Here is a 12,694-nt window from a genome sequence, read left to right on the forward strand (position 1 = left end):
GCGGCCATCCGTTCGACGATGGCCTGAGAAGCGGATCGCCCGGCGTGTACGAGACGCGGGGCGGGGAATCGGCATTATCCCATTTTTGGCCGCACGATCCGCCCGCAAGCGAGCACGGATGCGGCTCGGCACGCGGCGGCCTTGTCGCCATCCGATCGGCGCTAAAATCATGGTTTTCCCTCCGCCCCTCTTCCGGCCCATCCCGACCCATTCCCCCCATGAGCAACGACAACCAACGCCCCAGCGGCCGCCAGCCCCACCAGTTGCGCGACGTGCGCATCACGCGTCACTACACGAAGCATGCGGAGGGCTCGGTGCTGGTCGAGTTCGGCGACACCAAGGTGATCTGCACCGCGAGCGTCAGCGAGAGCGTGCCGCCGTTTCTGCGCGACCGCGGCCAGGGCTGGCTCACCGCGGAATACGGCATGCTCCCGCGCGCGACGCATACGCGCAGCGACCGCGAAGCCGCGCGCGGCAAGCAGACCGGTCGCACGCAGGAGATCCAGCGGCTGATCGGCCGCGCGCTGCGCTCGGTGTTCGATCTCGAGAAGCTCGGCGCGCGCACGCTCAATCTCGACTGCGACGTGATCCAGGCCGACGGCGGCACGCGCACCGCGAGCATCACCGGCGCGTTCGTCGCCGCGCACGATGCGGTCGCCAGATTGCTCGCTACGGGCCGCATCGAACGCTCGCCGATCATCGACTACGTCGCCGCGATTTCGGTCGGCGTGTACGACGGCGTGCCGGTGCTCGATCTCGACTACGACGAAGACTCGCAGTGCGACACCGACATGAACGTCGTGATGACGGGCGCGGGCGGCTTCGTCGAAATTCAGGGAACCGCGGAAGGCGTGCCGTTCTCGCGCGAAGAAATGAATGCGCTGCTCGATCTCGCAAGCGACGGCATCAGCACGCTGATCGTCAAGCAGAAAGAGGCGCTGGGAGGGCAGCAGTGAATGAGGTTCGTCAGCACGACGGCACGAACGAGGCTCACGGCGACACGTCGGGCACATCGTTGAAAAAAGTCGTGCTCGCGTCGAACAACGCGGGCAAGCTTCGCGAATTCGCGGCGTTGCTCGGCGCGGCCGGCATCGAGTTGATCGCACAAGGCGTGCTCAACGTGCCGGAAGCGGAAGAGCCGCATCCCACCTTCATCGAAAACGCGCTGACGAAGGCGCGTCACGCGGCGAGGCTCACCGGCCTGCCGGCGCTCGCCGACGACTCGGGCCTTTGCGTGCGCGCGCTGCACGGCGCGCCGGGGGTCTACTCGGCCCGCTTCGCGCAACTCGCCGGCGGCGAGAAGAGCGACGCGGCCAACAATGCGCGCCTCGTCGACGAACTGCGGCACGCGAGCGACCGCCGCGGCTATTACTACTGCGTGCTCGCACTCGTGCGTCACGCGGACGATCCCGAACCGCTGATCACGGAAGGCCGCTGGCACGGCGAAATTCTCGACGCGCCGCGCGGCGAGCATGGCTTCGGTTACGACCCGTACTTCTATCTGCCGTCGCTGAACGCAAGCGCCGCCGAACTCGAGCCGGCGGTCAAGAACGCCAGCAGTCATCGCGCGATCGCGCTGCGGCAACTGCTCGCGCGTCTGTCGGAGGAAGCGTGATCCCGATCCGATCGACGCCGGCCGACGCTGGCAAAGGTGTCGTCAAAGCGTTCACGTCACCGGGCAGCATCCGTTTGACGTCGCTGCCGCCGCTGGCGCTATACGTGCATTTTCCGTGGTGCGTGCGCAAGTGCCCATACTGCGACTTCAATTCGCACGAGTGGAAAGGCGAGACGTTCCCGGAGAACGACTACCTCGACGCGCTGCGTGCCGATCTGGAAATGGCCTTACCACTCATCTGGGGCCGCCAGGTGCATACGGTGTTCATTGGCGGGGGCACGCCGAGTCTGCTGTCGGCGGCGGGGCTCGATCGGATGCTGTCGGACATACGCGCGCTGCTGCCGCTCGACGCCGACGCGGAAATCACGCTCGAAGCGAACCCCGGCACCTTCGAAGCCGACAAGTTCGCGCAGTTCCGTGCGAGCGGCGTGAATCGGCTGTCGGTCGGCATCCAGAGTTTCAACGAAACGCATCTGCAGGCGCTGGGGCGCATTCACGACGCGGCGCAAGCGCGCCACGCGGTCGAAGTCGCCGCGACCAGGTTCGACAACTTCAACCTCGACCTGATGTTCGCGCTGCCAAAGCAAACGCTCGCCGAATGCCAGGCCGACGTGGAAACGGCGCTGTCGTTCGCGCCGCCGCATCTGTCGTTGTATCACCTGACGCTCGAACCGAACACGCTGTTCGCCAGGTTTCCACCCGCGTTGCCCGACGACGACGCGTCTGCGGACATGCAGGACTGGATTCATCAACGCACCGCCGAGGCCGGTTACGAGCGCTACGAGGTGTCCGCGTATGCGCGGCCGCATCGGCAGAGCAAACACAATCTGAACTACTGGCGTTTCGGTGACTATCTCGGCATCGGCGCGGGCGCGCATACGAAGCTGTCGTTTCCGAATCGCATCGTGCGCCAGGCGCGCTACAAACATCCGACCACATTCATCGAGCAGGCCAAGGCCGGCGCAAGCGTGCAGGAAGAGCATGAGGTTGGGCCGCGCGATCTGCCGTTCGAGTTCATGCTGAACGCGTTGCGCCTGGTGGAAGGATTTCCGGTGCATCGGTTCATCGAGCGTACGGGCCTGTCGATCACGACGATCGAACCGGCGTTGCAGGAAGCCGAACGGCGCAAGCTGATTACACGCGACCACGAACGGATCGCGCCGACGCCGCTCGGCCAGGCGTTCCTGAACGACCTGCAGGCGCTATTCCTGAAGGATCCGCACTGATGGCGGTTCGCCTGGACTCTGCAGCGAAGTCTTTTCAGGTTACAATTCGCGGCTTGGAGGTGTGGCCGAGTGGTTTAAGGCACCGGTCTTGAAAACCGGCGAAGGAGTGATCCTTCCGTGAGTTCGAATCTCACCGCCTCCGCCACGTCATCATAAGGCGTTGATTTCTCGTGCAGTCCTTTCCCTTCAGGGGACGAGGACGTCAGGTGTGCCGGTTCTGTGTGCCGGAACTGAACGGGAGGACGCCGTGTCCGTCAAGCTCATCCCTCATCCCGGCGGCCGCAGCCGCCACTGGTACGTCGACATTTCCGTGCCGGCCGCGCTGCACGACATCGTCGGCACCGGGCGTATCCGCCGCAGCACGCACACCCCCGACCGCGTCAGGGCCCTTGCCGAAGGGGCACGCATCGAGGCGCAACTGCGCGCCGAATGGGCCGCGCGCGCCGGGAATGAAACGCGGACACCCGCCGGGCCGCCCCTGGGAGACGGCCCGCACGTCCTCAACCGGCTGCCCTCTTCGCCAGACCGCATACCCGCACAGCCCGTTGCGCTCTTCCCTGCGCTTATCTGGGGAATCTGCGCGATGCGCATGGCCCAGCCGGGCAAGAGGGAGGTCGATGTCCGGACTCTCAGCCGGGAAGACAGAACACAGGACCAATACCATGACGGGCTTCTGAACAGGGCGCTCGGCTACGCGAAAGACGTCGCCTGCCTCATCGCACCCGACGACCCGCTTTTGCCCGATTGCGTCCTCGCTTTCGCAGAAACCGAGCGCACCAACCACGACGCTATATCAGCAATCGGCAACAGAAACGGTGCCCGGTTCGACGCGACGGAGCCGCCCTGCGCGCTCCTGTCGGCCATGATTCCGGTCTACCAGGATTACAAGAGCGGCTCCGTGGATGCCAGGTCCGTCTCGAAAGCGGTGTCGGTCTGGAACCGCCTCATGGCGTTTGTCGGTGATGTGCCGCTCGGCGAGGTGACCGCGCACGATATCTACCGGTTTCTCGACGACCGCCTCCACGCGGAAAACAGGCCCTGGAGCCAAACCTATGTCGACGGCTTTGCGCAACGAACCCTGCGCGAGATGTTCGCGCTCGCGCGCACGCACGGTCACATGCACGCCGACAATCCGCTGAATCACCTCGAAACCACGCCGAAAATCTCGAAGCGGGAGGAGAAGGCGCGCAAGAGGCCCCGGTTTCCCTACACGGTCGCACAGCTCAACACGCTGTTTGCGTCGGACTGGTACGACCCGAACGCGACGCAATGGCGCGGCAAGATGGCCACGGACCTCGCATTGCGCTACTGGGGGCCGCCCATTTCCCTGTGCCACGGCCCGCGCGTGCGCGAGATGACGCAACTGCTGAATTCGGACTTTATGGTGTGTGAAAACGTGCTGCTCATGACCATCCAGCTGGAGCTCATGGCATCCGATGACGCGACGCCAGAATCCATCCCGCAGCTTCCCGAGCGCAAGCTGAAGAGCGAGTCGGCCCGTCGGACCCTCCCCGTTCATCCACAGCTCCTGGCGTTGGGATTCGCCGACTTCGTGCGGGACAGCCAGGCGAAACATCCCCCGGGCACGCCGCTGTTCCCCTCGGCGGTACCCGACGAAGGTGGCAAGGCACCACTGTGGGGTCGCGCCTACGAGGAGGCTTTCCTCAGATTCGTCCGGGACTGGCTGGGTTTTGGCCCGGGCTATGGCAACCACTCGTTCCGGCATCTGTTCGAAGACCGAGTGCGCGATGCCCAGGTTATCAACGGGACGTGGCCTGCGGGTCTGGGTGAGTTTCTCAGCGGCCGGCGACTGCCGCGCGACGCCGACAAGGGCATTTTCCGGCAGCAGAGCAGCGCGATTGACTATGGCAACGGATTCATCGCAGCGCACGTCCAGCGCTTTATCGCTCAGATTGACTTCGCGGAAGTCGTCTTTCCTCCGGCCTACAGGGAGTGGCTGGCCTGCCGGACCGGCAGAAGTCATCAGTAGTCCTGACGCTTATACACCTGCTATGGTGTTCAACAGCAATTGTAAAAAGTATCCATTCAGGACAATCAATTGGCTGAATCGGCGCGGGCATGCGACCCTCTTGCTCCTTCGTTCAACACAGGAGCAATGACACATGCGCGAAATCCCCACCAACGATTTCACGGGCGGTGACGCAAGCCCCGTCCCCGACGATGCGGGCCGCCGGGGCGTGGACGACATCACCGGCGGCAGCGTGTCCACCAATCCCGACTGCGCCCAGACGCTGGCCAGCGACACGACCACTGGGGCCGGGTCGCGCGCCCGACGGTTGGTACTTGGCGAAAAACAGACAGGTGCGCAGGTGCCGGCCAACCCCGCGTCGCCGGTGGAATCGCGCCGCCTCGGGTCACCGCCTGCTCTGGTATACGACTCCCCCGGCAAGCCTACAGCGCTTTCGCATTCCGTTGTCAGGCGCATCTGCGCGATGCGCGCCGCCGATTGGGAAATGACATTTCACGGTGACCGGAACATCAACACCGGGGACAAGGCCAGGGACAGAATCGCGGCAAAGGAACTGGTGCGCGAGATGAGGCCGTTCAGTCGAAGAATGGAGCGCATGACGCGAACGGTCATTGCCCGAGGAAACGCCGCACGCGCCTGGGATAGCCTCAAGGAACTGGCGCTCGAATACGCGGAAGACGTCGCCTATCTCATCGCGCCCGACGACCCGCTTTTGCCCGATTTAGTCCTGGCTTTCGCCGAAACCGAACGGGCCGCTCACGACGTTATTTCCGCAATCCTGGACGGAAAGGGTGCGAAGTTCGACGTCCCCGAGTCGTCTGGCGCGCTCCTGTCGGCCATGATTCCGGTCTACGTAGCGCATAAGAGCCGCTCCGTCGACGCAAAGTCCGTCTCGAAAGCCCTGTCTGTCTGGAACCGGCTCATGGCTTTCGTCGGCGATATTCCGCTGAACGATGTGACCGCGCACGATATCTACCGGTTTCTCGAAGACCGCCTCAACACCGACCGGAAACCCTGGAGCCAGAGCTATGTCGACGGCTTTGTGCGACAGGCGCTGCGCGAAGTTTTCGCGCTCGCACGCACGCACGGTCACATGCACGCCGACAATCCGCTGAATCACCTGGAGGTCACGCCAAAAATCTCGAAGCAGGAACGGAAGGAACGCACCAAGCCCCGGTTTCCGTACACGGTCGCGCAGGTCAAAACGGTCTTTGCGTCGGACTGGTACGACCCGAACGCGACGCACTGGCGCGGCAAGATGGCCACGGACCTCGCATTGCGCTACTGGGGGCCGCCCATTTCCCTGTGCCACGGCCCGCGCGTCCGCGAGATGACGCAACTGGTGAATTCGGACTTTACGGTGTGTGAAAACGTGCTGCTCATGACCATCCAGGTGAAGCTGGAGGACGCCGATGACCCGACGCCAGAATCCATCCCGCAGCTTCCCGAGCGCAAGCTGAAGAACGACTCAGCCTGGCGAACCATCCCCGTTCATCCACAGCTCCTGGCGTTGGGGTTCGCTGAATTCGTTCGGGAATGCCAGGCGCAACATCCCCCGGGCACGCCGCTGTTCCCCTCGGCGGTACCCGACGAAGGTGGCAAGGCACCGCTGTGGGGGCGCGCCTACGAACAGGCTTTCCTGAGATTCGTCCGCGACACGCTGGGTTTCGGTCACGGCTATGGCAACCACTCGTTCCGGCATCTGTTCGAGGACCGCCTGCGGGACGCCCAGCTCATCCATGGCGCGTGGCCCGTCGGTCTCGGCGAATTCGTCAGCGGCCGGCGACTGCCGCGTGCCGTCGACCGTGACATTTTCCGGCAGCAGAGTAGCGCTATCGACTACGGCGACGGCTACTTCGCGGCGCACATCCAGCGCTATGTCGCACAGATTGACTTTGAGGGCGTCGTTTTCCCCCCGCCCTACGCGGAATGGCTTGCCCGTAGAACGTAGCCAGGTCCCGACTTCAGTTCCCGCCAGGCCGCAGCTCTGGCGACCTCCCTACGCAACGTTGTACACGAAGTGAATTCACGATGCCGGAGAGCGGTCGCTGAGCTCGCCCGGGAAAGGGCTTCCCAGGACATAGGCGATGTCATGCGGTAGCTGCAGTTTCCAGTGCCGGCTGGCAAGAAAAGCGATTCCCCCGAGTCGGCACCGAAAGGCCTTGAAATCATTCAGCACGAGCATGTCGCCGGTAGCGCCGGGTAGACCAGACGGAAGGTCGCTCATCGATTCCGGCAGCACTATCGACGTGCCAAAACCGCTTTCCGACAGCCGCTCCGGTGAGTCCAGCAGGCTTTCATAGTTCTTGTCGGCGAACCACACGTTCAGGGTTGCACCATTGAAGCGCGGAAGCGCCTGCTCCCGCAGAACCTTGTAGTCCTCGGGGCAATCAAGCCTGTAGCACCAGAAGGCGAGCGCGGGCACCAGCGTCGTTACGTGCAAAAGGTCATCTTGCATAGCCAGTTGGCCATGCCTGATTGCCACGAGGTCGTCGAAAGAATCGCTGCTCAGCGGCGCGTACAGGCGGCTCTGGAGCGCGTTTACCAGCCGATGTACGAGCCCATGCAGCCACACCTTTGCCATATCCGCTCGCCGGTTCATGACCAGCGCCGCCATGCCGCAAGTGATGTCAATTGCGTTGCGGTCGTAACAGGGGACCGTGCCAACCGTATGCGTTTGCAGGAGTGCCGCGAGCTTGCCAGCGAAATCATCTGCAGCGACTGAAAGCAACTGGCCATTCGGCACATCTGCCATCTGCGTCAGCGTCACGCTGGCAGTTCCCAGCCGGCCAATTTCCTCAAAGACCCGCTCAGCTACCAGGGAACTGTCATGTAGCGCGATGCCAAACGCACCTTGCGTCCGATAGTAGGGCTCCAGCTTCGCGTGGTATGCAGCGGTCACGACCAGATAGTGCGCAACAAACTGTGTGAACAACGGTCGAATCCATGCGGTCTCAATCCACTCATCCTGACAAACAAAAACCCATGCGGCGAGAACCGTAAATTCAGCCGTAACGTACGCGCTCTCCAGGTTGTTCGCCTGACGCGCCCAACCGAAGAGGATGGCATTGAACAGGGCGACCGCACGAAGATAGCCCGTCACCTTTCGTTGTTGCGTTCTCCTGCTCCCCGTCGCGCCACGAGCCGATTGTATAAGGCGGGTGACAAGCTGCCGTGCGTGCTCAACCGATGCGTCCGGCGTTTCCACATTCGCCAGCGCCCGCCGCATCAGACTACGCAGTGCGTCTGGTAGCACACGCTCATCCAGCATGTGCTTGCCTGCCCAGTTCGCCAATATCGAACCATTGATTTCCTCGGTTTCAACGTGGTATCGCTGTTGATACGAACGTAGATACCCGGTGATTTCTTGCTGAACGCTCTGCCTGAACTCCCCGTTAGTGACAATGCAGACCTTCTTGGGCAAGTGCTGTCTGGAAGGACTCAGGTTCGCCGAAAGATAGACGTCGACAACACTATCCAGCGTGGGGCGAACTGACTGCTCACCCGAATTCCATGCCGCGCGGTCAATATCGCCACACTTAATCACCCAGACGAAGACCTTTTTTACCCCATCATCTTCGTCCCGGCCGACAGTAAGAAGGTCTCCGCCGCTTTGACGGGTGCCCTTCTGGGGCGAAGACAGTACGACATGCCCCATCGCGGTCAGCAAAATCGGCAGGAATTTGTCGAGTTCCCCATCCTCTTTCATCGTGCCAAGGTATTCCTCAACCAGAATATCCAGGCTCATTTGGCACCGCCCGCAACATACGCGGTGCGCGAAAGAAGGGCTTCAAGCGGATTGAGAACTTCCGAGCTGGGCAGCTCAAATTCGACCGACACCGTCTTCATCTCCGTCACGGTCGTGCTGCCGTCGGGCATGCGAACAGCGAATCGTCGCCCCTGCTTGATATACGCGCGAGACACAATCTGCGCCATGACTGACTTCTCCTCGACCATGCGTGAAATCTCGGCATCGCGCCTCTGGATTGCGAGTCGCAGCGCCAACCGCCGGTCTCTCGTCGGAGCGAGTTCAGGAAGCACGGGAAGGTCTTGCAGGACTTTCGCCCAGTCGAGTACGTGTTTGAGCACTTCTTCTGTCGCTGTTCGAAATTTTCCACGCGGCAGGCTTCGTGCGGCTGACTTCAAGAAATCGCGTATCTCCCCGGGATATTCGACGCTGAGGTAATTCCCGACCACGTCGAGAAAGGCCTCCTGCGCCCATGACTGGTTGCCTTTATCGAGCGCAAGCTCAAGCAGAAACCTTGCGACGAGCGTTCCGCTATTTGACAGCCCGAGAAGTCGGTGAACAGCGCGACGTCTCGCGCCAGGCGTTGCATTTTGGAACGCGGCGACATCGGCTTGAATCGTCTGGCCGTGCGAAACCCCCAGCGTGAGCAACGATTGAAGAGCCTCCTTCAGGAACGCATCCTGCAGAAGCCATTTCGCGGCCACCGTCGACAAGACCTGCTTATCGGCAACAACAGCGTATGAGGGACCAGACCTGGCATGACCGAAATCCCAGCTAATAGCGCCACTGAGGATGTCCAGCATCTCATAGGCAATAGAGCGATTCTCGGGCTTATGCAAATACATCGAGAGGTTGCTCTCGACTTCATTCAGGTATTCCGGATTCTGGACCGACAGGCGCGTCAGTTGCAACAGAAATTCCGAAACTTCCGATGTGAGCAATTCCGGGCCCGCGAATCGCAACCACCGAATCCCTGCAAGGAAGGCGGGCTCGCTTCCCGCCTGAACACAATCGCCGAGCTCTCGAAGAGAGGCCGGGTCAAAGGATGCAAGGTGGCAGAGAAAATTGAAGGCGACGTCAGAACAGCATTCTCGACTTCTTGCGATATGGAACAACTTCCGAAGGTCGTCAACACAACCCGATTCAGCCAGGTGCTTACCGCCGAGTGAGGCGAGCGCATATAACGCCGCTGCAGAGCAGTGCGCCCCTTCCCTTTCACCAAGCGCAACGAAGTACGGTATGCACTTGCCCCGCTCTACCTGCGCGATGGCAATCGCCAGCACCGCCGCAGTACCGGTCTGAACACTGGCCCCGTTGAGAACGCGCTCCAGGCAGGAGAAGCCGAGCTTAACGTCGCGCTTTATTACCGTCTGGACTTCCCCTCCAAGCATCATTGTCTCTTGAGGGTTACGAGCGCTGACAGCATCGAGCAACCCGATTAACGCATCCGCTGTTACCTTTTTGCAGTGACGAAGCACGGGTATCGCAAACGTCGCAATTTCCCCGAATGGTTGGCCATCGACAAACATCTGGGTGATGAGCTCGATGACAGGCATGCCCTTGTCGTTCAGCGCCGCAGCGTCGGAAAACACCGCCGGATTTGCGACATTCTTGTCCGCCATGAACTGCTTCCTGAGCTCGTCGAGAAGCGCTACTGAACTATTCATCGCGTTACGCAGGGCATTATCTGCCTCCGCCTTTCGTGCCGGCATAACAGTCCCCGTATCAGTTTTTCGATTCACGCCAGAAGCCGTGCTTTCTTCCCTTAATCAGCGCTCAGTTTTCCGTTGCGCATCGCAACGTATTTCCGGACCTCAGGTTCTCTGCGCAGACTCTCAATATACCAGGCAAAGACAGCAGCTTGAGGAGACGCTTCAACCAACGCGGCCATCTCGTCTGCGTTCCACACATAGAGGTAAAAAATTACAGATTGGATTTCCTTAAGCGGTCTGGCTTGCTCCAGGAAATGTACAAGGCCGCCCGGCGTGTCGACGCAGAACTGACGAAACGCCTCGATTGCGTCGGCCGCTGTTGCAGACGCTCCCAGATTACCAATTCCGTACAAGACGGCGAAGATATCGCCTTCCTCAATCACTTCTCCCGACTCGATTGCGCAACGGGCCCGCGCCTGCCACTTCTCAACAGCCTTACCGACAGTCCCGGGGTCAGCAACGTATTGAACGGCGTCGCTAATCTTGTGCTCGTCAACGCCGCGAACCATGCCGTGTGCCATCCCGATGACCGATAGCAAGTCGAGACCATAGTTCAATGGGGCAGTGCCAACAAACTTCAAGACCAATTCGAGAACGTTGCCTGACATGCGTTGCAGGCAGCAAGCCGCAAGGAGCGCGACTGCCCGGCTGTATTCCCGGCTTGCAGACGACAGAAACTTGTCGACCGTGCAGCTTCGCAGGAGGCTCTCAACGACGGCGTCGCAATCCACCTGCTTTGCAGTCTCAAAGTAGGCAATCATGTGATTGGTCATCTCTGTCGCGCGACGTCCGTCCATATCGATGAGCATATCGCCGAGTCCCTGCGGTTCCGCCAGGAGACGGTGGATGTCGGCAACTTCCTGAACCCCGGAAACAGACGTAAATGCAAAGAACCGAATGAGCCTGGAAAGCTCCGATATCCGCAGATGGCTGCGCGGTTCTTCACTCCGTTCGTCTCCGGTGAGAGGAAACAGAAACTTCACCGCCGCCGTCACAACTGCGCAGTCAGACTCATCCGTCGGCACATGATTTTTCCAGGCCTCACGCCGTTTCTCCCGTGAAACCGAGAGGAACATCGACCAGTCCGTAGCAGCGAGCTCAACATCTACCGACCAGTAAAAGCCAGTGAAATTCTCGGGGTTCTCGACGATGGCATCCCGCATCGCCGGAAACCGGTGGAACAACGCTTCAAGTACGATGACATCTGCGGCATTGACTTCACCGGTGGTGCTGGCCAGGCTTAGCGTTAATCGGTTGATGATGCGTACGACGTCACGCGGATACCGTAACAGGCTGCACACCAGTGAAGTGGCCTTACCCAAGATGTCTGCTTCGAACGGCTGGAGTTGCCTGCCGATGCGCTGTAGCAGCTTGTCAATCTCCGCCGAAACATGCTCTCGAAGCTGCCACGGGAACGCCGGGGAAATGGGATATGCCACCTGCACAATCTTCTCAATGTATGCGGTGCCCCCTGCCGTTGCTCCATCACTTAAGCTCTCAGCAACGACATTGCGGTCGTAGGCCAACAGGTAAGCAACACGCGGAAAATCAGCGACTGCCTTGATAGTCCTGAAGACGGCCTTGATTTCGTCCGAGGTCAGGCGGTCAAGGTCGTCGACGACAACGACAATCGGTCGGTCGAGGTCTTTCAGCGCCGCGACGACTTCCTTCTTTCGTTGGCTTAGGCCGGCCTTCACAGCCACGAGTTTCTCGGCTTCCTCTACGACCTTCTTGGCATTGTCTACCGTTTCGCCAACCTCTGAAGCAAATTCACTGGCGCGGTGAAGCGCATCTCCGACGGTCTCCGCAGCGACCCCGAAGAGACTCACGCCTGGCACGTACTTCAAGTACTTCAGGTGCCGCATGAGTCCGGCGTAGCCGAGTATTTTGGACGCAACGGCCAGAGACTTCTCAGCCTGCTTCGCTCCCGCGTTTGCGCCAATGCCGGAAGCAAGCTCAGTCAATAGTGCTTCCACCAACGCGTCAGCACCAGCCAGCATCCACGGATTAAACTCCACGACGACGGGAGTTTCGGCGGAGTTATTGCTCAGCGACTCGATGACGTACCGAACTACGGTCGTTTTGCCCGAACCCCATGCGCCTTCAATGCCGACGACAATTCCCGGACTGCCAGATGGCAGTGCCAAAAGAGCCGCGAGACGGTCGGCGAAAGACCTGCGCCCGTACAAATCGGTGACGATTTGCGGTTGGTCATGTCTAAAGGCCGCCGATTCCGAAGTCGTCATTTCTACACCGACAATGTGTGGTGGTTCTCTCTGGCGTAACGAGCTCTTTTCCTGACGTTCCACTCTGCCACGATTTCGATGATGTCCATCAGGGAATTCAATCGGCTATGAGCTCATTTGGAGTGGTCGCGGCTTGAAATCATGAGCGGCCGTTCCA

The 12,694-nt window shown here is 60.8% G+C and carries 8 protein-coding genes and 1 tRNA gene; 6 read left to right on the top strand and 3 right to left on the bottom strand.

Going from position 1 to position 12,694, the window contains the following annotated elements:
• The first annotated feature begins 218 nt into the window (after window positions 1-218).
• The 6 genes from rph (at window position 219) to BJG93_RS12055 (ending at window position 6,782) form a co-directional block, all read left to right on the top strand.
• Window positions 219-956, top strand: a complete 738-nt coding sequence (gene rph, locus BJG93_RS12030) for a ribonuclease PH (protein ID WP_027198504.1) — start codon at window positions 219-221, stop codon at window positions 954-956.
• On the top strand, window positions 953-1,615 hold the full coding sequence (gene rdgB, locus BJG93_RS12035; protein ID WP_027198505.1) for an RdgB/HAM1 family non-canonical purine NTP pyrophosphatase: 663 nt from the start codon (window positions 953-955) through the stop codon (window positions 1,613-1,615). The genes rph and rdgB overlap by 4 nt, the downstream gene beginning before the upstream one ends.
• Window positions 1,612-2,841, top strand: a complete 1,230-nt coding sequence (gene hemW, locus BJG93_RS12040; RefSeq protein WP_027198506.1) for a radical SAM family heme chaperone HemW — start codon at window positions 1,612-1,614, stop codon at window positions 2,839-2,841. The genes rdgB and hemW overlap by 4 nt, the downstream gene beginning before the upstream one ends.
• Before the next feature lie 55 nt (window positions 2,842-2,896).
• A tRNA-Ser gene (locus tag BJG93_RS12045) sits at window positions 2,897-2,986 on the top strand.
• 102 nt (window positions 2,987-3,088) lie between these two features.
• On the top strand, window positions 3,089-4,831 hold the full coding sequence (locus tag BJG93_RS12050; protein WP_154671842.1) for a DUF6538 domain-containing protein: 1,743 nt from the start codon (window positions 3,089-3,091) through the stop codon (window positions 4,829-4,831).
• Between the two features lie 133 nt (window positions 4,832-4,964).
• A complete protein-coding gene (locus BJG93_RS12055) occupies window positions 4,965-6,782 on the top strand; it encodes a site-specific integrase (RefSeq protein ID WP_154671843.1) in 1,818 nt (605 codons plus the stop codon).
• Between the two features lie 75 nt (window positions 6,783-6,857).
• Here the strand turns inward: BJG93_RS12055 and BJG93_RS12060 are convergent, their stop codons facing one another.
• The 3 genes from BJG93_RS12060 to BJG93_RS12070 form a co-directional block, all read right to left on the bottom strand.
• Window positions 6,858-8,579 carry a hypothetical protein gene (locus BJG93_RS12060; RefSeq protein WP_027198509.1) on the bottom strand — a complete coding sequence of 574 codons (1,722 nt, stop codon included), beginning with the start codon at window positions 8,577-8,579 and terminating at the stop codon, window positions 6,858-6,860.
• The gene (locus BJG93_RS12065) at window positions 8,576-10,201 is read right to left on the bottom strand and encodes a hypothetical protein (RefSeq protein WP_154671844.1); all 1,626 of its coding nucleotides are present in this window, start codon (window positions 10,199-10,201) and stop codon (window positions 8,576-8,578) included. The genes BJG93_RS12060 and BJG93_RS12065 overlap by 4 nt, the downstream gene beginning before the upstream one ends.
• A gap of 143 nt (window positions 10,202-10,344) precedes the next feature.
• Window positions 10,345-12,537 (bottom strand): KAP family P-loop NTPase fold protein, encoded by a 2,193-nt coding sequence (locus BJG93_RS12070; protein ID WP_027198511.1) that lies wholly within the window; start codon window positions 12,535-12,537, stop codon window positions 10,345-10,347.
• Between the last annotated feature and the right edge of the window lie 157 nt (window positions 12,538-12,694).

This window comes from Paraburkholderia sprentiae WSM5005 (assembly GCF_001865575.2).
Classification (GTDB): Bacteria; Pseudomonadota; Gammaproteobacteria; order Burkholderiales; family Burkholderiaceae; genus Paraburkholderia; species Paraburkholderia sprentiae.

Bases quoted from the DNA above. Each gene is read 5' to 3' on its own strand.
- rph (WP_027198504.1), top strand. From the start codon at position 219: ATGAGCAACGACAACCAACGCCCCAGCGGCCGCCAGCCCCACCAGTTG.
- BJG93_RS12055 (WP_154671843.1), top strand. From the start codon at position 4,965: ATGCGCGAAATCCCCACCAACGATTTCACGGGCGGTGACGCAAGCCCC.
- BJG93_RS12060 (WP_027198509.1), bottom strand. From the start codon at position 8,579: ATGAGCCTGGATATTCTGGTTGAGGAATACCTTGGCACGATGAAAGAG.
- BJG93_RS12065 (WP_154671844.1), bottom strand. From the start codon at position 10,201: ATGGCGGACAAGAATGTCGCAAATCCGGCGGTGTTTTCCGACGCTGCG.
- BJG93_RS12070 (WP_027198511.1), bottom strand. From the start codon at position 12,537: ATGACGACTTCGGAATCGGCGGCCTTTAGACATGACCAACCGCAAATC.